We start from the raw sequence: 25,355 nt of genomic DNA, 5'->3' as shown, positions 1-25,355 counted from the left end.
ATTCAAGCAGAGGTAAAGGAAGATAGATTTGGCAACAATAAACTCCCAAACGATTGCCGTGCAATCGTTTGGGAGTTTTTAGTGTATAATAGATTTCTGCAGTAAAGCAACTCTAAAAATCATGAACCAGCCATTATCGGGGATAAATATCGTAAATTTAGACCACTTGGGAATAGTAGCCGGGATAATAGATGAAATGGAATTGGTAGAAGAAGTCAACAAAAAAGTGGGGATAAGCAACAAAGAAACCCTCAGCCCAGGACAAGTCATGAAAGCGATGATTTTGAACGGATTAGGGTTTTTGAGCGCCCCAATCTACCTATTCGACACATTTTTTGTCGGAAAAGCAACAGAACATCTAATAGGAGAAGGAGTGACCCCTGAACAATTAAATGATGATAGAATAGGCAGAGCATTAGACAAATACCATCAAGCTGGAACGACACAGTTATTCACAGCGATCGCCCTGAAAGCAGCTCATAAATTTCAAGTAGAAATGAACAGCGTTCATCTAGACAGCAGTTCAATATCAGTAGAAGGAGCATACAAAACTCGTCAGGAAAAGAGTCAAGACATTGAAACAGACTCATCAGACCCACCCGATGAAATGAAAGCCATAAAAATCGTTCACGGATATTCAAGAGACAAAAGACCCGACCTCAAACAATTTATCATTGACACCATAGTTAGCGGTGATGGAGACGTACCATTGTATCTCAAAATAGATGACGGAAACGCCGATGACAAAAGCGTTTTTGTAGCCCGACTCAAAGAATTTAAAAACCAATGGACTTTCGACGGAATCTGTGTAGCAGACAGTGCCTTATACACAGCAGAAAACTTATCAGCAATGGCAGGAATGAAATGGATAACCAGAGTGCCATTAAGTATCAAATCAGCCCGACAAAAAATCTCAGCTATCGAAGATAAAGACTGGGAATCAGCTCAAATTAAAGGCTACAAAATAGCAGCCATAACCAGCGAGTATGCCAACATCAAACAAAGATGGATAGTAGTAGAAAGCGATCTCAGAAAACAAGCAGCCCTCAAAAAAATAGCCCAGCAAGTAGAGAAACAATTAGAATCAGCTTCTTCCTCACTACGCAAGCTATTCAGACAAGAGTTTGCGTGTATAGCCGACGCAGAAATCGCGATAAAAAGATTATCAGATACCTGGAAGTATCACCAAATCACAGAAATTGAATGCCGAGAAAAACCAGTCAAAAAATCGACAAGCAAGCAGAAACTAGAGAACCAAACAAATCCAACAGTTTATCAAGTTACGGGTCAAATAGGAACCCGGTTATCAGTAATAGAAGCCGAACAAATCACAGCCGGGAGATTTATATTAGCCACCAACATCTTAGACACTCAAGAGGTGAGCGATCGACAGATACTATCAGAATACAAAGCGCAGCAAAGTAACGAGAGAGGATTTAGATTTATCAAAGATCCATTGTTTTTTACATCAAGCGTATTTGTGAAAAATCCCGAGCGAGTCGAAGCAATAGGAATGATAATGGGACTGTGCTTGTTAGTTTATACCCTAGCGCAAAGGAAATTGAGACAACACTTAGAAGCCACCAATGAGGGAGTCAGAAATCAGGTAAAGAAACTCACCAATAAACCGACAATGCGCTGGATATTTCAGATGTTTCAAGGGGTACATTTAGTGACGGTCAACGGAGATAAGCAAGTCAGTAATTTAACCCAAGACCGTCAAGATGTATTAAAGCATTTAGGACAGTATTGCAGTCGGTACTATTTAATGTTTGCAGGTGGATGACGCTCTCCATTAAGCTGTAAATCTTGGTGAATAATCCACATTTATTAGTCAAGATGATTAGCTCTTGGCGGGATTTATTTTGGCTAAAAAGCTAAGTTATTTCGCGAAGAAAGCGCCATAAATCTATTAAAAAAAGTCAACTATTTCAGTTTAGTTGATTTCGGGAGATTTGACAGGTGCCCGTGACGTTAAAACCGCATAAGTTAAACGGAAAAACTTTTTGACTCCAACTTTTCACAACTGATAAAAAAATTCCACACACATCTGCGGAATGTGGGTTTTATTTTCCCAGAGTGACAGAAGAGGGGTATTTTTCAGAATTGACCCGCATCCGCGATCATGACACGGCTTTCTGAGTATTTATACTCAAGTTTAACAAACCGATCTACTCTCCATTAGCACCCCAACTGTGTGTGCCAGTTGAGGGTGCGGAATGTGGGTTTCAAGTTTCGTTCTCGCAGGTGATGAGAAAAAATTTTCATGATAATCGATTCCTTTTATGCCGCGTTGCTGCTTTCATCCTTGACCTTGGTTTTGATCACGAAAGCCTTTAATTCGACCATCTTGCCGCCGCGAAAGCACCAGACATCGCAGTACGAGTAATGAGCCGTCTTCCCCTCTTCGTCCTTGATTGTGAGGTCGCCGAGTGCCGTGACGAAATCCCCCTCAGCGATCAAGTTCGCAACGATATTCAAAGGCGGTTCCACATACTCCGTTGCCATCCATTGGCGAACGGCTTCCTTCCCTTGAAGGGTCTTGTCGCCTACCAATGTCCATTGCGTGTCGTCCGTGCAGAACGACAAAAATTCTTCATAATTGCCCTGAGCGATCGCCGCGTTTGCCGCTTCTAAGATTGCTTTATTTTTGTCTGACATCTGAATTTCTCCTCTGTTCAAGTAGATGCTTTAACGGAGCGAGAGCGGTTTCCCGATCGGTGCGTCCTTCTTAGCCACCGAATCACCCCGTTGCCGCTTGTGCAAAATTCACGGAACAATTGCAGTAACACGGATTTCAATCCGCATCGTTGGCAGCCCAAGAGCCGCGACTCCTACCTGTGTCCAAATTGGGGCATGGTTGGGCATGTAATGGCGAAATAGCCTGACCATCACATCGTTAACTTCTGGGGGAAACCCGCCAACATGGTAAGAATTGACGTGGACAACATCCTCCCAATCCGCACCAGCAGTTGCCAAGGTTCGCTCTACATTCCGAAACGCCTGGGCAATCTCATCCGCAAGCGGTTCGGGAATTTGCAGATTGTCATCCCAGCCACCTTGACCTGATGTCTCCACTCGATCGCCAATTTTTACCGCTTGGGAGTAATGCAATTCATTCAACATGTATTCCCCATACCCGGGGGTGACAAAAAACTCGGGCTTATTCATGGCGTTCCTTGTGTAGTATATTTGCTCTATCTCGCGTTGCTGAAACGAGTTTGTTTCGGCATCATCCGATTTAGACCCTAATGTTCAGAATTCACTTGCTGTGTAATCACAATGATTTCTGCAAAAAGTAAGACAACTATTAGCCGCGAAAACGCTTGTAAAAAGGCTTCCATTGCCCAGTTCTGACCCTGAACTTCCCAGATCATCCAAACAAGATTGAATCCAATCACCAACCAGGGTAGAATGACCGCTGAATTCCGCCTGCGATAGAAACGGATTGTCATCTCCCGCCAAGATGGGAAGGTACTGAAGAGACAAACGAGGTAGGACGCTCCTGCACTGATGAACAGGCTTATTTGAAGACCCGAAGGCAGATTTGGGTATCCAAGGGCGATCGCCGTTAGACAAACTCCCAGTGCCAGATACAGGAAAGTAAACAAGGTAAATTGTTTCATTCTTTGTAAATAAAGCTCAGCGATAATCTATTCCGAGGTGGCTGACATGACTCAGCCGATGAACAACAATTAGTCCACATGCAGCACAGCCTTACCTGAAAATCTTCGCCCGATCAAATCAGCCGACGTTACGTCTGCTTCACGCCACGAAACTGCTCGATCAATATGCGTTTTGAGCCGCCCCTGCTCAACTAACCTCAGCAGACGAGCCAGCCCAGAACTAGCGATTTCCATCTCTACTTCGGTGTACAGCGTGAACCCACCCGTAAAGCGTGCGCTGTCCTCCATTCTCGGAATAGAAGTCTGCCAGGGATAGCTTCATCTCGTTGCCGCTGCTACTGCCATAACAAACGCAGGTGCCTCCTTGAGCCAAAAACGCAGTTAGCTTCCCGACCAATTCACCTCCTACTCCATCGACAATCAGTCGATAAGGCGCGAACTGCTTGGCTTCTTGCCCGGTCTCGGTCACCACCACTTCATCCGCGCCGTAATCTCCCACAAATGCTTCTTGCGCTGGCTGACGAATTTGGGCAACGACGCTGGCTCCCATCATCCGAGCAAGCTGCATGGCGAAGAGTCCCACTCCCCCTGTTGCCCCTGTGATCAGCACCCGACTTCCTAGTAAACGAGATCCCTTTTCCACTGCATACAGTGCTGTTAACCCCGCGACGGGCAGTGTGGCGGCATCGGTATGTGATACGCCCTGGGGAATGATAGCCAGACAGCGAGTCGAAATTGCTACATATTCTGCCCAGCCCTCCGAGCGGATAGAGAGGGCAACAATTTTTGTCCCTGTGGGTGGACCACTGCCGTCCTGTGCTGTTTGTTCAACAACGCCAACGACATCCCAGCCAATTGGAGTGCCCAGTGGATCGTTTTGCGATCGCTTGAGTTCGCCCCGATTCATCGAAAATGCCTTGACGCGAATCAAGCACTCGTTAACCTTCGGAGTAGGAACTTCAGTGTTTTGAAAGGTGAGGTTGCCAACGGCGTTTGGTGAACTCACGAGTCTACGCATCGCCATATCCTTGTGTGTAAAGGGCTATAGTTTCATGTTATAGATAGAACTGTTTCAATCAACTTGCTGTATATCCACCATCGATCACTAAGGGTTGCCCAGTGATGTAGCTGGCAGCATCAGAGCAAAGAAACACAACCTCGCAAACCTGTTTCAATGTCATTCCAGTCAATCGCTGAGAAACATTTAGACCTGCGATCGCAGGTTTAAGCATTGATGGAAAGCTTGTTCTAACCTTTAGTCGCGGTCGCTTGCACGATCGATCAGTGCGTTTGAGGGCAAGCTCGGATCAAGTACCTTGCGCGCACTGTCAACCCCTACAACGGGCAGTGTAACCGGATCAAGTATGCCGAGTTGAACCAATACACTCGCCTGATCCCAGTAGAGGTGTTCATGGGCTAACTTGCCATCACGGAACTGGACAATCGCTACTACTGCCACTTCAATCCGTTTCCCTGTCGGAGCAATGCCAGGTAGCATCCAGTCCATCTGGATGGTATGAGTGAACTTAACTAGCATTTCATCGACGAGTTGATTGGTTCCGATTGTGCGTGAGACCGGAGCCAACTCTATGTCCGGCGGCATCTGTGGAATGAAGTACTTGGAATAAAACTCACGCAGCGCCGGCTTCCCTACTCCCCCAGTCATTACTGGAATGTGATTCACGTAAGCGTACTCAACCATTGTAGCGAGAGCATCTTTAGTGCTGTGAGTACCAAACTCGTGCCCGATATGCTCTTCCCAGACCGCTTGTAAAGCTTCCTGAGCAAGTGTCAGGTTGGGGGTTGCCTGTACATTTGCTTGTTTATCTACAATTTGCTCTTTGACCATGTTAGATTCTCCTAGTTCGTTCTATCTCAACTGTATTGATTCCAATGCTTAACTTCTTTCAGATTCTTATGGTTTTCTTAGTCCCTACTCTTCTAAAACATTAATGATGAGTTTGCCCTGATTCGTACCGTCAAAGAGCTGTTTCTATTCATAGTTCGATTCTGTGATTGAACCTACAGGTCGCGTAGCAAGATACCATTGCCGATTCACCTTTTTTGTCACTTAAATTTCCTCTTGCATTTCTGTAGTTGCTAAAACTCTGAACATGATGATTTTTCCTTTTAGCGCACTGTGACTCCACCAACGAGTCTGCCATAGGTCGCGATCGCTTTCTGCAGCAATTCCCGGACATCCGCCTCACTCGATGCATCTAATTTCACAAACAAGCATTCCGAACATGGAACTTTATGAGTTCAACGCCTTTTCAATACGACGATCGGGAATGAGCCACAGAACTGCAACCCGAACGTATAATGCACATGCAAGCCAAGGGATTGCAAAAGCAAGTGGAATTGTAACTGCATAAATCAATACCGATAACTTGCCTTTAAAGTTCCGACCAAGAGCGTTTGCAAGTGTGGAATCTTGACCGTGGTGAAAAACAAGTGTGCGGGTCAGAGTGAAGTAGGCGATCGCAGCCAACAATAGAACCACACCATAAAGCGCCACAGGCAGCGCAGCAAAGTGATTTTCACCCATCCATGCGGTGACAAAGGGAAATATAGCCTTTTTCAAAAAGGTGAGGTACGATTTTTTGCCTGGAAAGCTTGACACTACAGAGTTTCTGTATACCTCATTAATCTGAGAACCGCTATAATGATAACCAGAACAACAAATGTAGGTTTGCCCACAAAGTTGAACCATTCACTTGTCGGACTACCTGAAACAGGTGATGGTGATTGTTCCAGTAAATACCAAAATGCACGAAACTCAACACCTAGCTTAGAAAGGTTGGAATCAACGGACGTAGTGCAGCTCAATCTGACTTATGAGGTGTTTTTAACTCCAGTACCATAATGGTGATAATAATAGCAATTACCCCATCACTGAATGCCTCTAACCTACCTTTAACCATTTTTGGATATGCTCCTTGTTTGCTTACCGCGTTGTATAACGGCCGTTTGTAAAAATGGTTGTCCGGTACTCCGTACTGGTTTACTTCTAAGGACTGGTAAACGGTTTACATTTAATCCCCTTCACATTTCGCAGATAGTTCAACTCTGGCTCGAAGTTAGTGGGACAGAAGACATAAACATCGTCCTGAGCTCGGCTAATGACTAAACGGTAGCTGGGTGGAATTCCCTCGGAATCTTCGATCACTTCGATTCTGGGAATCACTTGTGGACTGACTTGAGCGAAGGATGGAGAATTGAACGGTAACAGTACGGCGGATAGAATTGTTATTGTGATTGTGATTGCGGTTATGATTGTAGTTGAAAGAATCTTTCGGTTCATTAGAAAACTCCTGTGGTTTGTGGTTGTGTAATGTTCCTATTGATTTTGATGAGTAAAGTTTGCATTGTTTTCACCCCTACGATTTCAACCCAGTTTCCGACGAAATCAAACTAATCCTATTTGCAATGCAACAACCGCTGCCTGCACCCGATGATTGACACCCAACTTATTCAAGATTCCATGGACGTGAGTCTTGACTGTACTCTGACCGAGGTAGAGTATTGTGGCGATTTCAGGATTGCTATGTCCTGCAACCATTAGCTTCAAAACTTCATGCTCTCGATGGGAGAGTTTTGTTGGTGTAATGACATTTGAAGAGGTGAGTTTTGCTGTGTTCATACATCCTTCTTGAGAATCAACGGTTGACGAATTGTTCACGATCTCACCTGATCCTTGGTTAAACATTTGTTGAATTTCATATTTCATGGACAAGAACAGTCCTCTTGCATTCGTTGACATCAGCTTGTCAAAGTCCTCGATCAATTTTTGGTGCAGTAGTTTGTCAGGAGGAAAATCAATTCCTGTATTGTTAATGGCACAATGTTAAAGGCACAATCGAGTTTGCTGTAAGTTGCGCTCGTTATTAAAAACTCAAGATTGATTTGCTTGATGACGCTGCTTGATATCTATAATGAAATCGGTTACTTGACGTTGAGCCTCTTCACTCAGCGAGTCAAACTCGTCCAAGAAGAATTGCCGTTCTAGCGTCAACTTCCGGGCATTGAGTAGCCCTTAAATCCGCCAATCTTCATCACGTTTCATCACGACGAATAGCTGCATCGAATCTCGTGACGGTGAAGTTTTGGGTTGTCCGGGCAGCATTACCCTGACAACTCCATTCATGAGAGCAAGTTGAGGATTCAGCAAGTGGACGAAATTCACGTCACCCTCTAGGCGTGTTTCTTTGACAACCGTGTCGAAAGCTTGCTGATTAAACGCAGCGATCGCTTTTCGACCCTTGAGATGGGTTCCCTCGAACGCGATGAAATCGGCAGTTTCGCTGAACGGAGCAGCGAAGTCTTCACCGCTGCCTCGATTCTAAGCATCAATCATCTGGTGATGGAAAGCACGGATTGCGGACTCGTCAGTAGGACTGGTGAGTTGATTTTGAATTGTTTGTGAATTCATAAGCGCCTCGTTTTGGGATTTCTTATCTAATTGTTTTGGCAGTTTAGGAACACAACAGCACGAAGATGCACTGCTGCGTTCGATCGCTATGAACTTACTGGAGCAGCAAGCGTTGCCGGCTAATTCCGTTTGTTTGATCTGAAGTATAGACAGTACCAATGCTTGATTGCTTTCAGATTCCTACGATGATTGGTCAAATTCTGATCGGTTAGCGCCCTTGTTTCGGGGATAAGCGATTGTCTGTTGTTCATCTCAACCATCAGCTAGTCACGTCCTGCCGCAATCATCTTTTCTGCCAAGCCGACCGGGTTGGAAAACATCACCTCATGACTACCGGACATTTGCACGAACCGAAATAGCCCCAAGCGGGTAGACATTCTGGGATGCCAACCCCAATCGCCTTGAGGAAGGACGTTGTCTTCGGTACAGTAAAGGTAGCTTTTGGGGATGGGCAGCGAGTAAAACTGCTTTAGGTCTAACTTGTCAAGCCACGGTTGATACGGTTCAGGCGATAATTGTGCGTAACTCGATCGAGCCAGTTCGAGGTCAGCGTCGTTGATAAACGCTTCTCGCCAAATCTCAAAAGGTAGCATCACCGTATGATCGCCCGATTGTCTCGCTAGCTGATCGGATAACGCTTGAGAGTGCGGTGGGGTGTTATCGTTGATGCTTTCACCATCATTGAGGACAAAGGCATTGAAGAAGATGAGTCGTCGAATGCGATCGCTGATTGCTTCAGCAACTTTGGCAATAATTGTCCCACCGAAACTATGTCCGACTAGAACGATATCGTTTAAGTCTTTACTCACAATGTAATCGACGACCGATTGCGTGCATTGAGCATGGTTGACGTTTTTGTTCACGCCTTTGCCATGCCCAGCGATCGTGGGCGCAAAAGCATGATGTCCCTTTGCTTCTAGTTGATCAATGACTGCCTGCCAAGCAGAACCATCATGCCAGGAGCCATGAACTAAGACAAAAGTTGACATAGAATCCCTCCTTGTAAATGTGATCTGAAAATCAAGCTCGTCTTTTCTCTCTTGTTCTCTCTTGAAATGGGTCAGTTCGCTGTGTATCCGCCATCGATCACTAAGGATTGTCCAGTGATGTAGCCGGATGCGTTTATGCCTCGTCTATAGCGCGGTTGCAGCACAATCGATGAGTTTGGCAACAGCGTCTGCATGGGCAACCATCACAACATGGGACGTGCTATTCACTACAGCAGTACTCATGATGGCTCCTAGAGAGTTTCAATGAACATTGACTGAAAACGATGGCTGGGTTTCCTAAGATCGTGAGCAATCATCCCTAGCAGTGAGATTTACATGAATCAGACTGGTGCATAAATCGTTTCGTCTTCTTTGCGCCAAGCTGGATCAACTAGACAAACGAAAACAATGGGTTCGTCGCCGTAGTTGTGAAGGAACTGGATTGCATTTGGAGGAATGTAAACCGTATCGTCTGGTTCAATGCGACGAACTTCACTGTCGATCGACATTTCGCCAACACCGCTAATGATGTAATAAACCTCAGAAGTCTTTAGAGAATGGGGAATCGAAGTTTCGCCAACAGGCAAGATCGCATGTGCCAAACTGTAACGCAAGTTGATATCTTGTTTGTCAGGATGAAGCAGTTCGCGCAGAACAGTTCCATCTCCAGCGATAATTTCTTCACAGTCGTTTAGTTTTTGGATCAGCATAAGTTTAGGCTTGCAATTACACAATCGGATCAAGTTCAGGATCTGTGAATTTCGGAGGAGAAAGGGTCACTGATTATTTCTGCTGAAGAAAGTCCAGCAACACGGGATTGACCTGATCAGCGTGAGTCCAGTTGATCGCGTGTGGTCCACCAGGAATGACAACCAGTTGACTGTTTTTAATCAGTTTTGGAAGTCTTGCTGCGGTGGACTCCAGTGGCAGAATGCGATCGCTATCTCCATGAATAATCAGAGTCGGCACATCAATGCGGGGCAGATCATCGCGGAAATCGGTGAGCCAGGAAGGTACACAATCCAAAGTCCCTTTAGCAGAAGCCCCTGCTGCTACATTCCAACTGGCTTGAATCGCTTCATTGCTGATGCGATTGCCAAGCAATACATCAACATTGAAGAACTCTTTGAAAAAGGCAGAGAAATAAGCTGGACGATCGTCAATAATCGCTTTCATAATGCCATCGAAAACGCTTTGATCAACACCCTCTGGATTGTCGTCTGTCTTTAGCAGAAACGGTGGAACGGGAGCCATCAGCACGGCTTTCTGCACCCGCTCTGAGCCGTATTTGCCAAGATAACGTGTGACTTCACCTGTTCCCATTGAGAAACCGACCAGCACGGTATTTTGCAAGTCAAGCTTGGTCATCAGTGTGTTCAAATCGGCGGCGAAGGTATCGTAGTCATAACCAAACGAGGGTTGGCTGGAAGCACCGAATCCTCGGCGATCGTAGGTAATTACTCGATATCCTGCATTCAGTAAAACTAAAACCTGCTTCTCCCAGGAATGTCCGTTCAATGGAAATCCATGAATCAGTACAATCGGTTGTCCTGTCCCAAGATCTTCGTAGTAGAGATCGATGGTTGCAGAGTTTTCTTGACCAACGGTAATGTAAGGCATGAGAGGTTTCTCCGTTGTAAATTGATGATGTGTTTTTGTCTGTTGCATCACAATTGTTATGCAGCGATCGATCACCGTTTTAACAATGCTGTGTTAAGCAGACTTCAAGATGGGGCAAGCATCCATTGCCTACCGTCACTTCAGAACGACAAGAATCCTTCATTGTTGCCTGAGCGCGATCGCCGCGTTTGCCGCCTCTAAGATGGCTTTGATTCTGCTTCGGTAGCCAGCGCGGCACGCACACCAGCATCGAGATTCATGCGGTCTACAAATCGTGACAGGTTCTCAAAGCCTTGTAGTCCGACCTGCGTGTTGCTCGCCCAACGCAGAATGACGAACAGGTAGGGAGCGGCAATCGATCATTCGCCAGTGAGCCAGTTTCGTCCGTCGAGATAACCGAGGATAGCGACGTTTTCAGTGAGTGAAAAGTGATGGTACTTGCCTCTACTTCGTTATCGACAACGAACTCACCTTGCTATAATGCGTTCCCACAGCAGCTCAAAAACCGCTTCAACACCATCACTCAAGGCTGGCGGCGTCACGAGCGTTAGTCGGCTCTCATTAAGAGTAAAGGTGCGAACTAACGTTGTACCAACGCGATTAGGAATTGATGCAATTTTGATCTGGTGAGTTACTGTGTTGCCACTCAACGTATAAGTTCCAGCGTAAGCATTGAATGTTGTAAATGCTTGAGCAAGCTCTTCCACGGGTAAAGATTGCATCTGGGGAGTCAGCGGTGATCTGACCTCCTGACTCAGCGGTGAGCGATCGCTCCTAGAAAACATCACCATCATGTGACCATCTAATGTGTAAGTGATGTAGCCAACCGGATGAGTTCCATACACGTCTGGAGTCACCGTTCCATCAGCGTAAATGGCAGTTGCAGAAATTAACTTCCAAATGCCAATTAGCAGATTGTTCTGGATTGATGGTGTAGACATAATGTGCAACCATTGCTTGATGATTCTCCGCTAGAGAGTAGCGGGTTTCAACACAAAATCAAACTCAGTCGTGTAAAACGGTTTACTTTGATTGTGTGCCTTGAGTTCGTCTAGTGCTTCGTGCTTTTGCAATTGAACGATCGCCGATCGCACTGCAAAGGTTGTATCTGAATCCAGGTGAGGATCGCCAGCAATAAAAGTTTGTGTTGTCAGTGGAGTGTACTCCGGAGCATTGAGTTTGAAATGGATGTGAGCCCCGCGCCAAGGATGCCGTCCCAAGAGTCGCAGCACCTCGCCACATGGACCACTGCTTGGCACTTTGTAACCTAGTGGCACCACGGTTTCAAACCTATACGTTCCACTCTTGTTCGTTTTGAAACGTCCCCGAAAGTTCCCCAACGGCTGAGATGGCTCTTGGATGTCATAAAATCCTTGGGAACTGGGTTGCCAAACATCAATCAGAGCATTGGCGATCGGTTGACCGTTCAAATCTAAAACCCTGCCTGACAGGAAAAGCGAATCTCCTTCTGTATCAATACCCAAGCGATCGCCCATCTGCCGTTCTGGTGCATTCGGCACATACAAGGGTCCTTCTAAATTGCTTTCTGTACCGCGATGAGCATCGTTCAGCAATTCTACCAACTCTGAAATTCCCAGTAGATCCGTCAACAAATGGATCTCTCCAGAGGGAATCTCCTGAGTGTGATGACTTGCCTGGTTGAGAAAATTACGTCCCTGCTGCAATTCTGATTCAGTCAGATTCACCTCACGCACAAAGTCATGCAAATGTTGAACCAAGCTCGTGTAAATTTCATAGAGTCGTGGGTGAGATTTGCCGCGATCGCCATGATTAATGACGGCTTCAGTGATAGTGTCAAGTGTGATTTTCTGCACGATCAAACTCCTTTTTAGTTACGTGATTAATGATGGTTGTTTTACGGCGACTATCTTGGCAGGGGCTTCCATGTCGAAAAGTCCGCAAGATGCGCCCAGTAGGCCGTCAATCCGATATAAGCAAAGATGAGAGCTGCCACACTTAACACAATTGCTCCAATAGTTCGCAAGAGCCGGGTTGATTTGAGAGAGAGGGTTGGTACGGAAAAAATTCCTCCTAAGCCAACGAGAATGAACCCAATTCCTGACAGCAAAGGAAGTTGTGTTATTCCCAGGTTTATGATGCGAAAGCCAATTAGAAGCGATACCAGTCCTGCAAATAATCCATAAATGCCCAGGGTAAATAATTCCCAACCCATTGCCAGAGCTAGGGAAGTTCCTAGAAACAAAATGCCAAACAGAACAGTTGTTTCACCAAAGGCAACATTGAAACTACCAATAATGGGCCAGGTAAAAGTCATGTGTAAGCCAGTGACTAAAGCGATCGCGCCGACTACACCAAAACCAGGAATCCAGCGTTTCTGATTTGAAGTACCAAGACCAAAATACACATAGGCAGCTAACAGAGCGAGTCCAGCTGATAGATTAATCAGCATGAGTGTAAGGTAATCGATAAACATTAGACCTCCTGCAAATGTTCGGTTTTGTTAAGACTTAGACAAAAACTGAAGTATGCAATGCCTGTCGCATTGCTTTGTGTACCAGTTTTGGCTTCAGAAATACTCTGGCGTTATTGAATATAGGTATAAATTCAAGATTTCCCAATTGCTATAAACCAACTATGATGAGTTTTCTAACATCAAGCGAAAAGTTAATTCATACCCTGAATCAGCAACGCCGTTTTACGGCGACTATCTTGACTTATAGTCTGTGCCCTAATCTAATTGGCTACAGCTATAGTCTGGTGACTTGATGCTTTCAAGACTCATCCTGACGATTTCGTGTGGCATACCAATCCATTCAAGAACGATGAGATCAGCCAGCGAACAGGCACCGGGCATATGATAGAGTTTCATGGAATGTCCCTTATCGCGGAGAATGTGTTTTTGCTTCCTATCTGCTGTTTTCATAGTCTGAGTGTAATGATTCCTAATGCTCTGTTTCTTTCAGATTCTTAGGATGTTTTGTCAGATTCTTGTGCAATCACCTTCAAGACGCAGCGTGGAACCGAGCGTTCTGTCGAGGAACGCGCGGATCAACGTTGCCACCTCCTCTGCATGAGTCTCCAGCGCGAAATGTCCGGCTTCGAGCAGCAAGGATGGTAAGGTAAGAACCAAAAAACCACAAAGATTGCATCATTAGATCGCTCTGTAGACTTGATATGTAATTAACACGCATGACTTTCCCTACTCTCTTGGTCTATGAAACTAGACCAGCCACGATGTTTGTTCTGATGAAGATTGAATTACCTTGATTTAGACGAAATCTTCCATAATCAGAGAGTGATTTAAGCCGCTAGCAGCAACGCTACCCTGAAAAACAGCAGCGACGATCACTTGCATGGGTGAAGTGATGTCACCTGCCGCATAAACGCCTTTGACGCTAGTTTCGTTAAAAACATTGGTCGTCTTGATTAAATTGAATTCATTCAACTCACAGCCTAACTTTTCAGCTAGGTTTGAACGGAGTGTTTGCTTTGGTCTGATCAGTATTCCGCGACGCGCAATTTTCTCATTTGTCTCAAAAACAATGTTTTCCAATTGTCCGTTATCGCCTTCGAGTCGGATGATTTTCTCTTCGCGAACAAGAATTTTATGGTTTTTCAACAGTGTCCTTTGATCAGCGGTTAGATCGGCTTTGCCGTTGGTGCAGAGGACTAAATTAGCACTCCAATTTTTCAGCAATGCCGCCATTTCGATGCCCGTTTCGCCATTTCCAACAATGGCAAGCGGCTCGTCGCGCACTTCCCAGGCATGGCAATAGGGACAATGAAACACGCTTTTGCCCCAGAAATCACCAAAGTTTTCGAGAGCTGGAAATTCATCCATTACCCCGAAAGCCAGCAAAATTTTGCGCGTTTTTTTTATTGTGCCATCCTCAAACACTACTTCAAATTGATTGCCGGATGGGGTGATTTCCTTGACCCCGATCGCTTGAAATTCAACGCTTTTATAAGGTTTGAGTTGGTCGCGCCCAATGTTCAAAAGTTCATGCGGACTGATGCCATCGCGGGTGAAAAAGCTGTGCGACTCGTGTGCGGGAGCGTTACGCGGATTCCCTTTGTCGCAGACTAACACTCGACGGCGACTTCTGCCTAAAAGCAGTGCCGCACTGAGTCCAGCGGAACCGCCACCGACAATGACGCACTCGTAAATCTCTTTGTTTTGGTTCATCATCTTTTTCTGTTCTACAACTTTGGACATAATCATCAACTCCTAAGTTCTCTTTGTCTTAGTTCACTTGAGTATAGTCAGTTCCAACACTCAACTTCTTACAGATTCTTATGGAGTTTCTTATGAAGTTAGCGAACCGATTTCAGTGTTACTTTAGTGAGTCGCTTGAAATGCTGTATTAAACATTTCGCACTGCCTTTCGACTACTGCGCTACAAACCCACCATCTACTAGCAATGTTGCACCTGTTGTGAACGATGCCAGGTCAGATGATAAATACAGAACTGCATTTGCAACTTCAAGCGGTGTTCCAATTCGTCCGATCGGGTGAAGTCCTGTCAAGTAAGCTTTCGCTTCATCTGTAACTGCTTCAAACATATCTGTTTGGATTGCCCCTGGTGCAACTACATTGATGCGAATACCCGCTTTGGCATATTGGAGCGCAGCAGCTTCAAACATATCTGTTTGGATTGACCCTGGTGCAACGGCATTGATGCGAATACCCGCTTTGGCATATTGGAGCGCAGCAGCTTTTGTTAAGCCTATTACCGCGCTTTTACTCGCGGTGTAGAGGAGTATGTTAGGAAGTGCAACGACTCCAACCGCAGATGCCATATTGACGATCGAACCACTTCCCTGTTTCAACATCTGAGCAATTTCATATTTCATCGACAACCAAACACCTTTGACATTGACATTCATAGTGCGGTCATATTCAGCTTCTGTTTGCTCAATCAATGAGGGATTTTCGCCGCCCATTCCTGCATTATTAAAGGCAATATCCAACCGACCAAAAACGTCAACCGTTTTATCAACCATTGCTTTAACATCGGCTTCTTTCGTGATATCTGCTTGCACAAAAATAGCCTCTCCGCCAGCATCCTGAATCAATCGAACCGTTTCTTCACCTTCATCAATTCGACGACCAGCTACCACCACCTTTGCTTGTTGTTGGGCATAAGCGATCGCTGTTTCACGACCAATTCCTGAAGTTCCGCCAGTGACAAGCGCCACTTTATCCTGAAGTATCATTCTATTTCTCCTAAAATCTAAGTCCGGTTGTTCTCTCTTGAAATGATCGTGAAATCGCTTTAGAAGAAAGCTCAGACAAATCTTGCCAACAAAAGGCTAAGAGCAAAGGAAAAGGCATGAAAGCTGACGTGGGATAACATCGCAGCCTCAAGTGAGTATTGCCAAAAGAGCCAACCAAAAGCCATGCCAGCTATCCCATTGAGTAATATTGCTCGGATAACCACAAGCGGAGTGAGTGGAACTATCGCGGCAGTTGCGGGCAGGTGTAAAAGCCCAAATACCAGCGCTACTAGCACAATCGCACCTTGGTATATTCCTTGGCTTGGCAACGTAATACCTTGTTTTAAGACTTTCCACGCTATCCAAACAAGCAGCGACATTAAGCCCCAGCGCATCAGAATTTCCTCAGTGATGCCGCCATAAAGCATTGCTGTAAGTGAACTCAGCCAATTCGGTTCTGTGTTATTGGATGCCTGTAGCGCTTCAGGTAGAGCATGTTTCATGAACCGATCGAGCAACAGGAGAATGATCATTGTCGCTGCACCCACACCCAAGCTCCATTTCATCTCAATGACAGAATATGGAATCTTAGAGGTATGAAGTACCCAGTAGTCAATCAAATGTGAGCGTAATCCAACGCGATAGGCACAGCCAATTCCGATCAGAATGCTGATTGCCAGTAGAACTGTAAGCTGTAGTCCTTGTAGGAGTATTAAAACCCACAGTGGCGGGACTTTTGCCAGTATTTCTGGAGACAGTTTCGCCAACTGTTGCTCAACTAATGGAATCGATGTAATCGTAACCATCACAATGCCCACAATGCCCAACACAAATAGAATCCCAAATTGTTTTAAAACTGCCATTGATTTAATCTTTAGAGACATCAGAATACTGGGTAGACACAATGCCAAGATAGAGAATGACAACTGGTGACTAACGCCACCTTACTCTGAAGTATCATTCCTATTTCTCCTAAAATCTAGCCACTTTACCTTGCAGTATCATCCTGTTTCTCCTGTTTCAATCAATATTGACCTTCAAAAATCGAACTCCAATCCGTTTAGCAATTATCAACGCCGTGAAGCTAGTCTAATTTTCTGTAAATTTCAGTACAATTTTGCCCCGTGTTCCTCCCTGCTCTAGACGCTGGTGTGCCAGAACGACCTGATCCCAAGACAATACTGAATCAATCACTGGGCGAAGCTGTTGACGCTCGATTAGTTTTGTCAAAGCCTCTAATTTTGCTCGGTACTGGGGTGACAAAACAAAATGAATTGTCAGATTCTTTCCCCATGCTTTAAGAAGCGATTGCGGTATTGCAATGTCTACAATGCTTGCAAGCCTACCAAAGGGACGAATGATTTCTAGACTACGCTGAATTGTTTCTCCGCCGATCGTATCTAGAACTAAATCCACACCCAGTCCATTTGTTTCCTGACGAATGACTTCTACGTAATCTTCATTTTTGTAATCAATCACTCGATCTGCGCCCAGTTCTGTCACGAAATGTCGGTTTCTAGAACTACACGTCGCAAAAACGTATGCCCCTATCGCTTTGGCGAGTTGAACTGCGATCGAACCCACTCCACCCGAACCCGCATGGATGAGAACTGTTTCACCGACTTGTAGATTGCCCCTAGTCACTAGACAATCCCAAGCCGTTCCGCCTGCAAGCGGAAAAGAAGCTGCTTCAATGTGCGATAAATTTGCAGGCTTCAATGCAACAATCGCTGCATCAGCCACATGATACTGAGCGTAGCTACCGAATTCTCCAAAAATTTGCGGCGAGTAATACACGTTGTCTCCCACCTTGAAATCAGTCACAGCTTCGCCAATTGCCTCAATCACCCCTGAAACATCAACTCCAAGGATGGCGGGTAATTGAACCAGTTCTTTGTAATCACCACGACGAGTTTGATAATCGACCGGGTTAATCGAGGTTGCACAAACTCTGACTAACACCTGATTCGCCTTCAGTGTTGGTATCGGAACAGTTTGAATCTCAAACTTCTCAGCATCACCAAACGCAGTTAATACGGCTGCTTTCATAGATTCCATCTGTGCCAACTCTCCTTGATTTAGAATAAACAGTGACGGGATTTCAATACTATTCAGCGTAGGTAAGTTCTACCTAAGTTCGTAAGTCAGCACGATTTGGTAAGGTAGTTACCGTTTAGTAGCAAATGCAGATATCACAGCCTCGTAGCACACCAAAAAAGTTTTCTCGCTCCCAGCCAAAGGCGATGTGCAACTTAACTAAATAGTCATGTCGTTCCATTGTTTCTCATAGCGATCTCCTTTCTTTTGTAAGCCTAATGTTCAGGTCATTAGCCAACAACTGGCTGAGATTCAATTCCTCGACACCAAAGCCTAATTGCTGAATGCTTGATTCGTCTATCGATTTTTGATTGTTTTCAGAAAACCAAGATAATTCGATGCTGCTTCCTGAGCGTTTTCGATCAACAGCAAATGTCCTGCTTTGGGTAATTGAATAATTTGACTCCCTGGAAGACAGCGATGTGAGCGATCGACATCCCGAATATCATAGATTTTGTCTTCCTGACCCCAAATTGCCAGGGTCGGAACCCGACTGTGAGGCACCTGACAAAGCACATCATCATAAAGATTCACAATGTCCCAAGTCTGCTGATAATTTCGATTACGATTCACATAATCGTTCACTTTCTCGGTTTTGACCTCATCCGGAATCGTAGGAGGCGTCACGAAAAGCAGACTGATTTCTAGATCGAACTGCTCTTTGGTAATCGGAATAAAGGGATTGATGCCCTCAATAATCGATTTCCTGACGCTAGTTGCCCAATTCGTTACGCCTAGCGGTGAACCGATAAAGGCGAGGCTGCGAACTTGGTTGGGATAAAGCTGGCTGTAAAGGGCTGCGATCGTGCCCCCCATCGAGCTACCTGCAACATCAAGGGATTGAATCTTTAGCTGCTCGACAAACTGGTGCAAGAGGGCTACCTGATTCTCTAGTGCATAGTCTTTCACGGTAAATCCAGTACTCTTGGCATAACCGGGTAGATCGGGTGCGATCGCTTGATAGCCTGCTCTAGCCAACTCGCACATCATGCCATTCCACTGCTCTTTCTCGGCAAATAATCCGTGCAGCAGTAAAATCGGTTGTCCTGTCCCTGCTTGATTATAGGAAAGCGTTCCACTCTCGATTTTTGTAGAGCGAGTTGCGATGTCACAGGTGGAAGCAGGGGTTGCACGATTCAACCAACCAGAGCCAACAAGCCCACTGACAACCAGAACGATAATAACTAACCGAAGAATGAACTTTCTCATGAATAGTTTTTCCTGACTATTCCAAATCCCAGGGTAAACGCATCTAAATTTTATTGACAAAAGTCGAAGCGATAAGGCATTGAAATCTCCTATGAATGCTGCGTCGAATTCTCGTTTGATTTAACTTAAGCGTAGTGAATTTCAAGGCTCGGTTTCTTTCAGATTCTTAGGGTGTTTTGTCAAATTCTTGCGCGATAACCTTTAGGATACAGCGCTGATCAATTCCTCGCTTTTCGCCCAAAGCTGCTTAGCTTTGTTAGCGTCAAGCGCATACGACCTTACGCCGTCGGCAAACGGGTTGGGCGTGTCATTGATCGGCGCGATCGCACAATCTTCGAGATAGTGCCCACCGATCTCGTCTTTATTCGCCACGACTGCTGCCCAGACCGACGTCGCGGCTGCCTGCGGAATTTCTTTCAACTCTTTCGGCGGCAGACCCGCTTCGGTGCGTGCTGCGTCAACAGTCTTCAAAAGTCCCTGCAAGTCCTCCGGCGAGAAATGGCGGGGTAGATCCGTCAGACTGTTTCCGGGCATCACCGAAGCAGCCCGAATGCCGCGATCTCGATGCCGCCTGTCAAACTCCACAGCGAACAGTGAATTGGCGGTTTTCGACCGACTATAAGCGACCCATGGATCGTACACCTGCTGCTCGAAATTCGGATCGTCCAAGTCGATATCGGCACCGCGATGCGCGAGCGACGACAGGACTACCAGCCGTCCATTATCGGCGAGCAACGGCTCGCTCTGATTGATCAGGGCGAAATGACCCAGATGGTTCGTCCCGAACTGGACTTCAAAGCCATCGATCGTCCGACCGAATGGAGTTGCCATAACGCCAGCGTTAGCGATAATGGAATCGAACGGCTGACGGTCAGCCAACAGTTTATCCGCGCAGGCGCGAACACTTTGCAAGGATGCCAGATCGAGATTGATCAATTCCAGGCAGCCACCTCCTTGCGACGCGGCATCACGAATCGATGCAGTGGCTGGCTCAGCTTTAGCAAGCTCCCTGACCGCGCCGACGACGCTAGCGCCGTGAGCGACCAGTGAGCGGGCGGTTTCAAGCCCAATGCCCGACGATGCACCGGTAATGAGAAATCGCTTTCCCTTGAGATTAATGCCGGAAAGCACCTCGTCGGCGGTCGATTTTGCACCAAATTTTTCAGCCATTTCTTTTCCTTTCGTTAATTGTGAGTGTAAAAGTTTTGAGCTTTTGCATACCCTATGATCGCCGCTCCTAAACCGCGAGAACCACCTGTTACCAGTGCAACTTTGCCTGCAAGTGTTGTCGTCATGATGGACTCCTTTGGATGTATTACTGCTCAATCAAACGCTGCTTACTATCGGGATGCCCTTGAGGAACCAACGGCACGGAGAGTGATCGAGCGGATGATGCAGGTCGATCGCGACTTGGTCGCAACGTTTCGCACTGCAGATCGACTACTGCGCTACATACCCACCATCTATCATCAACGTTTCACCTGTTACGAACTATGCCATGTCAGATGATAAAAACAGGACTGCATTTGCAACTTCAAGCGGTGTTCCAGCTCGTCTCTCTGTCTTGTTACCGTAGCGGAACTTAAGTTGAACCATGCCCGCATATTTTAATTGTTTAAGAGTGGCGACATTTGCATTCCAATCAATTCAATGGAGCGCATCAGTTGGGCGTGGTTCATCTGCGCGTTGTCCATTTGAAAAGTTACTCTCGAAATGCCGCCGAGCGATTCGCTGTGACGGCGGATTTTCTCCGCCACTTCTTCGGGACTGCCGACCAGTAATGCGCCGGTTGCGCCGCGCTGCGCGTCAAAATCGGCGCGCGTAACAGGCGGCCAGCCTCTCTCTCTGCCAATTTTAGTAAAGGTTTCGGCGTAGCCCGGAAAAAATTCTTCAACGGCTTGTTCAGTCGTGTCGGCGACATAACCGATTGAATGCAATGAAACTTTCAATGTTTCGGGCGCGTACCCGGCGCGCGCTCCGGCATCGCGGTATAAATCTACGAGCGAGCGAAAGCGATGCGTTTCGCCGCCGATAATGGCAACCACGAGCGGCAGTCCAAGCATTCCGGCGCGGAGGAAAGATTGTGGCGTACCGCCGACCCCAATCCAGATGGGAAACGGCTTTTGCAGCGGACGCGGATAAATTGCTTGGTTTTCCAGCGCGGGGCGAAATTTGCCCGACCAATCGACCGTTTCGTTGTCCCGAATTTTGAGCAAGAGTTCGAGCTTTTCAGCGAAAATCTCGTCGTAATCGCCGAGGCTAAATCCAAATAGCGGAAAGGCTTCGGTGAACGAGCCGCGCCCGACAACCATTTCGGCGCGACCTTTTGAAATCAAATCGAGCGTGGCGAATTGTTGAAACACACGCACCGGGTCAGCCGCGCTCAGCACCGTAACCGCGCTGGTTAGACGGATGCGCTCGGTGCGTGCGGCGGCAGCGGCGAGAATAACCGCGTTTGCCGAATCTAAAAATTCATGCCGATGGTGCTCGCCGATGCCGAAGATATCCAAGCCGGAACGATCCGCCTGCTCTATTCTCTCCAGCAGTTCGGCGACGGACTGCGCGGCATCCGCCGTTTCGCCGTTTTCACTCGTTCCAACCGAGGCAAAACTGTCAATTCCAACTTCCATATCATTTCCCAAGCGTTTTGCGAATGAAATAGACTAATCCGAAATAGTAGAAAGTCTTGCTGTACGAGTTAAGCTGCTGTTCTCTCGCTCAGCAAAGAACGCCTAACCATCATCAACTCAGGGGGGCGCGCTACTACCGTGATCTGAATTATCAGGGAGCGGAATGAATTCAGTTTCACCGGGAACCGCCGGGAAGCGGCGGTCTTGCCAATCTCGTTTTGCCTGCTCGATACGCGCTGAGCGGCTCGACACAAAGTTCCAGTACTTTGTGCGATCGCCCACTGGTGCCCCGCCGATAATCATTGCTTTTGCCTCAGCCCCCGCACTGATATTTACTGATTCATCCGGCGCTAAAACGGCTAGACGATATGGCTCTAAAGGCTTTCCATTTACGAATAGGCCGGATGTGACGCTATAAACTGCCCTTTCTAAACCTTCTATTGGCGCTAGCTGAAATTGACTACCCTCCGTGAAAACGAGCGCTAGGTAAAGAGTAGCAGAGTAGATTTTAACTGGTGATTGGTGAGACTGATAGCTACCGGCGATCAAGGTCGCGCTGGTGCCTGTTTGAGTCCACCTCGGTAAATCAGTCGCCGAATAATGTGAAAAGCTGGGTTCAACTTCTTCAGCGATTTCGGGGAGGGCAATCCAGGTCTGAATGCCGTGAAGAGTAGACTCTTTCTCTCTAAAGCTCTCGGGCGATCGCTCAGAATGAACAATACCTTTGCCCGCTGTCATCCAGTTTACCTCGCCCGGAAAAATCTCTTGTACTGTACCTAGACTATCTCTATGCAGAAGGCTTCCTTCAAACAAATAGGTAACCGTCGCCAAATTGATGTGTGGATGGGGTCTAACATCGACGCCTTTTCCAGCCGGGAAAATAGCTGGGCCTAAGTGATCAAAGAAGATGAAAGGTCCAACCATTTTTAGGGTTTCACTCGGTAAGATGCGCTGTACACTAAACCCACCTAAGTCATGCTTTTCAGGCGTGATTAATTGCTGAATACTCATTTTTGTACGATCCATTCTTAGTTGACGTTGTGGACGAAGATACAACCTTAGTTCTGTTGCTGCTTCAGATTCTTGCCTAACTTAATGTCAATGTAATGAGTTCCAAGGCTCGATTTCTTTCAGATTCTTATGGCGCTAACGAATCTGCTTGGGGGTCTTTCCTGTGAATCGTTTGAAGTGCTGCGTCAAATGGCTTTGGCTGGAGAAGCCGACTTGCAGGGCAATGTCCGCGATCGCCAAATCTGTTTTCGATAGCATCAACTTTGCCTGTTCCACACGCTGTTGAATTACGTACTGACGTGGAGAAATTCCCATTGTTTGCTTAAACAAACTCGCAAAGTAAGTCGGGCTAATATTAATCACTTCTGCAAGCTCAGTCAGTGACAAATCTCGATCAAGGTGAGTACGAATATAGCCGAGCACTTGCTGTAATCGGATGTGTGTTAAGCCTTTGCGCTTGGCTTCAAGGGTTGGCGTTGTAATTGTTAGCATGGTTCAAAGATTGGCAATTTGCTCAACAAAACAGGCAAAAGCTAGCCATCGCGCATTCGATCACTGCAATATTTTGCATTGCCGATCGACTACTGTGCTACATAGCCACCATCTACCATCAACGTTTCACCTGTTATGAACGATGCCATGTCAGATGATAAAAACAAGATTGCATTTGCAACTTCAAGCGGTGTTCCAATCCGTCCGATCGGGTGAAGTCCTGCCATGTAAGCTTTGACTTCATCCTGCCCACCTGTCGCTGCTTCAAACATATCTGTTTCGATTACCGCTGGTGCAACGACATTGATGCGAATACCCGCTTTGGCATATTGGAGCGCAGCAGCTTTTGTTAAACCGATTACCGCGCTTTTACTCGCGGTGTAGAGGGGGAAGGTAGGAAATGCAACGACTCCATTTGCAGATGCCATATTGACGATCGCACCACTTCCCTGTTTCAACATCTGAGTAATTTCATGTTTCATTGACAACCAAACGCCTTTGACATTGACGTTCATCGTGCGATCGTATTCCACTTCTGTTTGCTCAATCAATGAATGATTTTCGCCGATAGTTCCTGCATTATTAAAGGCAATATCTAACCGACCAAAAACGTCAACGACTTTATCAACTATTGCTTTAACATCGGCTTCTTTCGTGACATCTGCTTGCACAAAAATAGCCTCTCCGCCAGCTTCCTGAATCAATCGAACTATTTTTTCACCTTCATCCATTCGACGACCCACTACTACCACCTTTGCCTGTTGTTTGGCATAAGCGATCGCAGTAGCTCTACCAATGCCCGATGTTCCTCCCGTCACTAAAGCAACCTTGTCTTTCAGCATCATTCTGTTTCTCCTGTTTTAATTTCATCGGTTTGTCTCAGGTAAGTTTGTCTCAGCAACTCAGTGACTTCTTGCGCGATCGCAATCAGGGCCTGGTTAACTGAAGAGTCGCGAAGAGAACCAGTCTGAGGTTTACCTTCATGCCCAGGATTATTCTTGCCTTGTACTAGTGAATGCGTCATAGAACTATCCTCAATGAAATACTGATTTGTAATTAACTAAATCAATACCCAGGAATTCAGTTGTTGGCATGGTAACTGTTGTCATGGTTCAAAAAATGGCAATTTTGTTCATTGAAACAGGCAAAATCCTAGCCATCAAAATTAGATAACTTACAGCACTTACAGACAAGTCAGATATGAATTGGGAGCAAAGATCGGTGAACTTAATGACTTGCAGCAATCATGGCAGCCATCAACTCCGTCGTGTTCCAGCGCTCGGTATACCGAATTTTATTGATAAACAGGGCTGGGGCAGTCGTTACTCCACTCTCTATTCCGCCTTCGATATCTTCGTTGATGCGATCGACATGCACTTGTTTAGACAACTCTTTGAGAAATTGAGGAATGTCAAGCCCTAAATCATTGGCGTACTCGACAAGATAACCGTTCTCCAACCTTTGTTGATGGTCAAATAAGGTATCGCTCATTAACCAAAACTTTCCTTGGGCGGCGGCGGCTTCGGCAGCTTGGGCTGCCCGTTGAGCATGGGGATGAATCTGTGTTTGTGGAAAATGACGGAAGATGAAGCATAAATAATTTTCTCCAAAAGCAGCACTAAGCTCTCGTTTGATCGCTTTAATCAGCTTGTAAACGTCCGCACTTCTAGGGCATTGATAATCTCCGTACATCACCAGCACTACCTTGGCACTCAGAATACCTTGAATCCAATCTTGAGTTGAAGGTGGTACAAGTAAAGACCTGTGGCTACGATCGTTGCTCATCTTTTTACATTTGTATCAAGCATGGAACTGTGCAATTTACTTGCTCGATCCATTTGCATGACTGTTTGCATAAATTCAATATAGGCGATCGCCTTCAAGCCGTCGTCTATACCGAGTTAAATTTTTTACAGTACAAATTGATAGAGTAACCATTCCATCGTGGAGTAGAAGGCTGGCTCTAACTCAAGTTATACCATTTTTTTAAAGATGTGATAGACTTGTGTAAAAAGTAAAGGATAGTATTACAATGTCGGGTCGTCCTCAT

At 46.1% G+C, this 25,355-nt stretch carries 32 protein-coding genes and 1 pseudogene; 3 read left to right on the top strand and 30 right to left on the bottom strand.

Annotated features, from left to right (window positions below):
* Positions 1 to 121 precede the first annotated feature (121 nt).
* On the top strand, positions 122 to 1,786 hold the full coding sequence (locus tag QUA36_RS19645) for an IS1634 family transposase (protein WP_333458795.1): 1,665 nt from the start codon (positions 122 to 124) through the stop codon (positions 1,784 to 1,786).
* 497 nt (positions 1,787 to 2,283) lie between these two features.
* Here the strand turns inward: QUA36_RS19645 and QUA36_RS19640 are convergent, their stop codons facing one another.
* The 11 genes and pseudogenes from QUA36_RS19640 to QUA36_RS19595 form a co-directional block, all read right to left on the bottom strand.
* Complete coding sequence (locus QUA36_RS19640; protein WP_333099864.1) at positions 2,284 to 2,661, bottom strand: nuclear transport factor 2 family protein; 378 nt, start codon at positions 2,659 to 2,661, stop codon at positions 2,284 to 2,286.
* Between the two features lie 108 nt (positions 2,662 to 2,769).
* The gene (locus QUA36_RS19635) at positions 2,770 to 3,171 is read right to left on the bottom strand and encodes a RidA family protein (protein WP_333099865.1); all 402 of its coding nucleotides are present in this window, start codon (positions 3,169 to 3,171) and stop codon (positions 2,770 to 2,772) included.
* 77 nt (positions 3,172 to 3,248) lie between these two features.
* Positions 3,249 to 3,626: a hypothetical protein gene (locus QUA36_RS19630; protein WP_333458794.1), complete on the bottom strand. Its 378-nt coding sequence runs from the start codon at positions 3,624 to 3,626 to the stop codon at positions 3,249 to 3,251.
* Between the two features lie 220 nt (positions 3,627 to 3,846).
* A complete protein-coding gene (locus QUA36_RS19625) occupies positions 3,847 to 4,644 on the bottom strand; it encodes a zinc-binding dehydrogenase (RefSeq protein ID WP_333458793.1) in 798 nt (265 codons plus the stop codon).
* Positions 4,645 to 4,702: 58 nt separating this feature from the next.
* On the bottom strand, positions 4,703 to 4,807 hold the full coding sequence (locus QUA36_RS19620; RefSeq protein WP_242022641.1) for an SDR family oxidoreductase: 105 nt from the start codon (positions 4,805 to 4,807) through the stop codon (positions 4,703 to 4,705).
* Between the two features lie 74 nt (positions 4,808 to 4,881).
* The gene (locus tag QUA36_RS19615) at positions 4,882 to 5,475 is read right to left on the bottom strand and encodes an ester cyclase (protein WP_333099869.1); all 594 of its coding nucleotides are present in this window, start codon (positions 5,473 to 5,475) and stop codon (positions 4,882 to 4,884) included.
* A gap of 405 nt (positions 5,476 to 5,880) precedes the next feature.
* The gene (locus tag QUA36_RS19610; protein WP_333143975.1) at positions 5,881 to 6,249 is read right to left on the bottom strand and encodes a hypothetical protein; all 369 of its coding nucleotides are present in this window, start codon (positions 6,247 to 6,249) and stop codon (positions 5,881 to 5,883) included.
* Positions 6,250 to 6,286: 37 nt separating this feature from the next.
* Positions 6,287 to 6,550, bottom strand: a pseudogene (locus QUA36_RS31395) (TMEM175 family protein).
* An 86-nt stretch (positions 6,551 to 6,636) separates the two neighbouring features.
* Positions 6,637 to 6,930, bottom strand: coding sequence for a hypothetical protein (locus QUA36_RS19605; RefSeq protein WP_333099871.1), 294 nt, complete (start codon positions 6,928 to 6,930; stop codon positions 6,637 to 6,639).
* A 105-nt stretch (positions 6,931 to 7,035) separates the two neighbouring features.
* Positions 7,036 to 7,464: an SDR family NAD(P)-dependent oxidoreductase gene (locus QUA36_RS31390; protein ID WP_445251261.1), complete on the bottom strand. Its 429-nt coding sequence runs from the start codon at positions 7,462 to 7,464 to the stop codon at positions 7,036 to 7,038.
* 198 nt (positions 7,465 to 7,662) lie between these two features.
* Positions 7,663 to 7,914 (bottom strand): SgcJ/EcaC family oxidoreductase, encoded by a 252-nt coding sequence (locus QUA36_RS19595; RefSeq protein WP_333249097.1) that lies wholly within the window; start codon positions 7,912 to 7,914, stop codon positions 7,663 to 7,665.
* On the opposite strand from QUA36_RS19595, the gene QUA36_RS19590 reads away from it, so the two are divergent.
* Positions 7,855 to 8,052: a hypothetical protein gene (locus QUA36_RS19590; protein WP_333249089.1), complete on the top strand. Its 198-nt coding sequence runs from the start codon at positions 7,855 to 7,857 to the stop codon at positions 8,050 to 8,052. The genes QUA36_RS19595 and QUA36_RS19590 overlap by 60 nt on opposite strands.
* A 269-nt stretch (positions 8,053 to 8,321) precedes the next feature.
* On the opposite strand, the gene QUA36_RS19585 is transcribed toward QUA36_RS19590, so the two are convergent.
* From QUA36_RS19585 to QUA36_RS19525, 13 genes are all read right to left on the bottom strand, one after another.
* Positions 8,322 to 9,047, bottom strand: coding sequence for an alpha/beta fold hydrolase (locus QUA36_RS19585; RefSeq protein WP_333093254.1), 726 nt, complete (start codon positions 9,045 to 9,047; stop codon positions 8,322 to 8,324).
* Positions 9,048 to 9,388: 341 nt separating this feature from the next.
* Positions 9,389 to 9,757, bottom strand: coding sequence for a cupin domain-containing protein (locus QUA36_RS19580; RefSeq protein WP_333458792.1), 369 nt, complete (start codon positions 9,755 to 9,757; stop codon positions 9,389 to 9,391).
* A gap of 73 nt (positions 9,758 to 9,830) precedes the next feature.
* Positions 9,831 to 10,667 (bottom strand): alpha/beta hydrolase, encoded by an 837-nt coding sequence (locus QUA36_RS19575; protein ID WP_333099872.1) that lies wholly within the window; start codon positions 10,665 to 10,667, stop codon positions 9,831 to 9,833.
* A 467-nt stretch (positions 10,668 to 11,134) separates the two neighbouring features.
* Positions 11,135 to 11,608, bottom strand: coding sequence for a lipocalin-like domain-containing protein (locus tag QUA36_RS19570; protein ID WP_333458791.1), 474 nt, complete (start codon positions 11,606 to 11,608; stop codon positions 11,135 to 11,137).
* Positions 11,609 to 11,638: 30 nt separating this feature from the next.
* A complete protein-coding gene (locus tag QUA36_RS19565) occupies positions 11,639 to 12,502 on the bottom strand; it encodes a dioxygenase family protein (RefSeq protein WP_333099874.1) in 864 nt (287 codons plus the stop codon).
* A 50-nt stretch (positions 12,503 to 12,552) separates the two neighbouring features.
* Positions 12,553 to 13,122, bottom strand: a complete 570-nt coding sequence (locus QUA36_RS19560) for a DUF981 domain-containing protein (protein WP_333458790.1) — start codon at positions 13,120 to 13,122, stop codon at positions 12,553 to 12,555.
* A gap of 255 nt (positions 13,123 to 13,377) precedes the next feature.
* Positions 13,378 to 13,572: a hypothetical protein gene (locus QUA36_RS19555; RefSeq protein WP_015179721.1), complete on the bottom strand. Its 195-nt coding sequence runs from the start codon at positions 13,570 to 13,572 to the stop codon at positions 13,378 to 13,380.
* 345 nt (positions 13,573 to 13,917) lie between these two features.
* Positions 13,918 to 14,865, bottom strand: coding sequence for an NAD(P)/FAD-dependent oxidoreductase (locus QUA36_RS19550; protein ID WP_333099877.1), 948 nt, complete (start codon positions 14,863 to 14,865; stop codon positions 13,918 to 13,920).
* Positions 14,866 to 15,038: 173 nt separating this feature from the next.
* Complete coding sequence (locus tag QUA36_RS19545; protein WP_333458789.1) at positions 15,039 to 15,866, bottom strand: SDR family oxidoreductase; 828 nt, start codon at positions 15,864 to 15,866, stop codon at positions 15,039 to 15,041.
* 71 nt (positions 15,867 to 15,937) lie between these two features.
* Positions 15,938 to 16,750: a CPBP family intramembrane glutamic endopeptidase gene (locus tag QUA36_RS19540; protein WP_333458788.1), complete on the bottom strand. Its 813-nt coding sequence runs from the start codon at positions 16,748 to 16,750 to the stop codon at positions 15,938 to 15,940.
* Positions 16,751 to 16,955: 205 nt separating this feature from the next.
* Positions 16,956 to 17,924: a zinc-dependent alcohol dehydrogenase family protein gene (locus QUA36_RS19535; RefSeq protein ID WP_333458787.1), complete on the bottom strand. Its 969-nt coding sequence runs from the start codon at positions 17,922 to 17,924 to the stop codon at positions 16,956 to 16,958.
* Between the two features lie 336 nt (positions 17,925 to 18,260).
* Positions 18,261 to 19,172: an alpha/beta hydrolase gene (locus QUA36_RS19530; protein ID WP_333458786.1), complete on the bottom strand. Its 912-nt coding sequence runs from the start codon at positions 19,170 to 19,172 to the stop codon at positions 18,261 to 18,263.
* A gap of 201 nt (positions 19,173 to 19,373) precedes the next feature.
* A complete protein-coding gene (locus tag QUA36_RS19525) occupies positions 19,374 to 20,342 on the bottom strand; it encodes an SDR family NAD(P)-dependent oxidoreductase (protein WP_333458785.1) in 969 nt (322 codons plus the stop codon).
* A gap of 54 nt (positions 20,343 to 20,396) precedes the next feature.
* On the opposite strand from QUA36_RS19525, the gene QUA36_RS19520 reads away from it, so the two are divergent.
* Positions 20,397 to 20,681, top strand: coding sequence for a hypothetical protein (locus QUA36_RS19520; protein WP_333458784.1), 285 nt, complete (start codon positions 20,397 to 20,399; stop codon positions 20,679 to 20,681).
* Between the two features lie 98 nt (positions 20,682 to 20,779).
* Here QUA36_RS19520 and QUA36_RS19515 read toward each other — a convergent pair whose 3' ends face one another.
* The 6 genes from QUA36_RS19515 to QUA36_RS19490 form a co-directional block, all read right to left on the bottom strand.
* Positions 20,780 to 21,802 (bottom strand): LLM class flavin-dependent oxidoreductase, encoded by a 1,023-nt coding sequence (locus QUA36_RS19515; RefSeq protein ID WP_333458783.1) that lies wholly within the window; start codon positions 21,800 to 21,802, stop codon positions 20,780 to 20,782.
* A 117-nt stretch (positions 21,803 to 21,919) separates the two neighbouring features.
* Positions 21,920 to 22,813, bottom strand: coding sequence for a pirin family protein (locus QUA36_RS19510; protein ID WP_333458782.1), 894 nt, complete (start codon positions 22,811 to 22,813; stop codon positions 21,920 to 21,922).
* 135 nt (positions 22,814 to 22,948) lie between these two features.
* Complete coding sequence (locus QUA36_RS19505) at positions 22,949 to 23,305, bottom strand: AraC family transcriptional regulator (RefSeq protein ID WP_333458781.1); 357 nt, start codon at positions 23,303 to 23,305, stop codon at positions 22,949 to 22,951.
* Between the two features lie 89 nt (positions 23,306 to 23,394).
* Positions 23,395 to 24,150, bottom strand: a complete 756-nt coding sequence (locus tag QUA36_RS19500) for an SDR family oxidoreductase (protein WP_333458780.1) — start codon at positions 24,148 to 24,150, stop codon at positions 23,395 to 23,397.
* A complete protein-coding gene (locus QUA36_RS19495; RefSeq protein ID WP_333458779.1) occupies positions 24,147 to 24,329 on the bottom strand; it encodes a hypothetical protein in 183 nt (60 codons plus the stop codon). Before QUA36_RS19495 ends, QUA36_RS19500 begins: the two co-directional genes overlap by 4 nt.
* Positions 24,330 to 24,532: 203 nt before the next feature.
* The gene (locus QUA36_RS19490) at positions 24,533 to 25,090 is read right to left on the bottom strand and encodes a DsbA family protein (RefSeq protein ID WP_333093236.1); all 558 of its coding nucleotides are present in this window, start codon (positions 25,088 to 25,090) and stop codon (positions 24,533 to 24,535) included.
* Positions 25,091 to 25,355: the final 265 nt, after the last annotated feature.

Origin of the sequence: Microcoleus sp. Pol10D4, assembly GCF_036701555.1 — a bacterium.
GTDB lineage: Bacteria > Cyanobacteriota > Cyanobacteriia > Cyanobacteriales > Microcoleaceae > Microcoleus.
The sequence above is the reverse complement of the archived record's forward strand: the minus strand, read 5'-3'. Positions and strand labels throughout refer to the sequence as shown.

What these genes read in the sequence shown, in the direction of transcription:
- QUA36_RS19535 (WP_333458787.1), bottom strand. Translation starts at nt 17,924, where the DNA reads ATGGAATCTATGAAAGCAGCCGTATTAACTGCGTTTGGTGATGCTGAG.
- QUA36_RS19515 (WP_333458783.1), bottom strand. Translation starts at nt 21,802, where the DNA reads ATGGAAGTTGGAATTGACAGTTTTGCCTCGGTTGGAACGAGTGAAAAC.
- QUA36_RS19545 (WP_333458789.1), bottom strand. Translation starts at nt 15,866, where the DNA reads ATGATACTTCAGGATAAAGTGGCGCTTGTCACTGGCGGAACTTCAGGA.
- QUA36_RS19640 (WP_333099864.1), bottom strand. Translation starts at nt 2,661, where the DNA reads ATGTCAGACAAAAATAAAGCAATCTTAGAAGCGGCAAACGCGGCGATC.
- QUA36_RS19495 (WP_333458779.1), bottom strand. Translation starts at nt 24,329, where the DNA reads ATGACGCATTCACTAGTACAAGGCAAGAATAATCCTGGGCATGAAGGT.
- QUA36_RS19560 (WP_333458790.1), bottom strand. Translation starts at nt 13,122, where the DNA reads ATGTTTATCGATTACCTTACACTCATGCTGATTAATCTATCAGCTGGA.
- QUA36_RS19620 (WP_242022641.1), bottom strand. Translation starts at nt 4,807, where the DNA reads ATGACATTGAAACAGGTTTGCGAGGTTGTGTTTCTTTGCTCTGATGCT.
- QUA36_RS19615 (WP_333099869.1), bottom strand. Translation starts at nt 5,475, where the DNA reads ATGGTCAAAGAGCAAATTGTAGATAAACAAGCAAATGTACAGGCAACC.
- QUA36_RS19490 (WP_333093236.1), bottom strand. Translation starts at nt 25,090, where the DNA reads ATGAGCAACGATCGTAGCCACAGGTCTTTACTTGTACCACCTTCAACT.
- QUA36_RS19505 (WP_333458781.1), bottom strand. Translation starts at nt 23,305, where the DNA reads ATGCTAACAATTACAACGCCAACCCTTGAAGCCAAGCGCAAAGGCTTA.
- QUA36_RS19635 (WP_333099865.1), bottom strand. Translation starts at nt 3,171, where the DNA reads ATGAATAAGCCCGAGTTTTTTGTCACCCCCGGGTATGGGGAATACATG.
- QUA36_RS19570 (WP_333458791.1), bottom strand. Translation starts at nt 11,608, where the DNA reads ATGTCTACACCATCAATCCAGAACAATCTGCTAATTGGCATTTGGAAG.
- QUA36_RS19605 (WP_333099871.1), bottom strand. Translation starts at nt 6,930, where the DNA reads ATGAACCGAAAGATTCTTTCAACTACAATCATAACCGCAATCACAATC.
- QUA36_RS19520 (WP_333458784.1), top strand. Translation starts at nt 20,397, where the DNA reads ATGATCGCCGCTCCTAAACCGCGAGAACCACCTGTTACCAGTGCAACT.
- QUA36_RS19625 (WP_333458793.1), bottom strand. Translation starts at nt 4,644, where the DNA reads ATGCGTAGACTCGTGAGTTCACCAAACGCCGTTGGCAACCTCACCTTT.
- QUA36_RS19510 (WP_333458782.1), bottom strand. Translation starts at nt 22,813, where the DNA reads ATGAGTATTCAGCAATTAATCACGCCTGAAAAGCATGACTTAGGTGGG.
- QUA36_RS19575 (WP_333099872.1), bottom strand. Translation starts at nt 10,667, where the DNA reads ATGCCTTACATTACCGTTGGTCAAGAAAACTCTGCAACCATCGATCTC.
- QUA36_RS19540 (WP_333458788.1), bottom strand. Translation starts at nt 16,750, where the DNA reads ATGTCTCTAAAGATTAAATCAATGGCAGTTTTAAAACAATTTGGGATT.
- QUA36_RS19645 (WP_333458795.1), top strand. Translation starts at nt 122, where the DNA reads ATGAACCAGCCATTATCGGGGATAAATATCGTAAATTTAGACCACTTG.
- QUA36_RS19630 (WP_333458794.1), bottom strand. Translation starts at nt 3,626, where the DNA reads ATGAAACAATTTACCTTGTTTACTTTCCTGTATCTGGCACTGGGAGTT.
- QUA36_RS19555 (WP_015179721.1), bottom strand. Translation starts at nt 13,572, where the DNA reads ATGAAAACAGCAGATAGGAAGCAAAAACACATTCTCCGCGATAAGGGA.
- QUA36_RS19550 (WP_333099877.1), bottom strand. Translation starts at nt 14,865, where the DNA reads ATGTCCAAAGTTGTAGAACAGAAAAAGATGATGAACCAAAACAAAGAG.
- QUA36_RS19530 (WP_333458786.1), bottom strand. Translation starts at nt 19,172, where the DNA reads ATGAGAAAGTTCATTCTTCGGTTAGTTATTATCGTTCTGGTTGTCAGT.
- QUA36_RS19580 (WP_333458792.1), bottom strand. Translation starts at nt 9,757, where the DNA reads ATGCTGATCCAAAAACTAAACGACTGTGAAGAAATTATCGCTGGAGAT.
- QUA36_RS19500 (WP_333458780.1), bottom strand. Translation starts at nt 24,150, where the DNA reads ATGATGCTGAAAGACAAGGTTGCTTTAGTGACGGGAGGAACATCGGGC.
- QUA36_RS19585 (WP_333093254.1), bottom strand. Translation starts at nt 9,047, where the DNA reads ATGTCAACTTTTGTCTTAGTTCATGGCTCCTGGCATGATGGTTCTGCT.
- QUA36_RS19525 (WP_333458785.1), bottom strand. Translation starts at nt 20,342, where the DNA reads ATGGCTGAAAAATTTGGTGCAAAATCGACCGCCGACGAGGTGCTTTCC.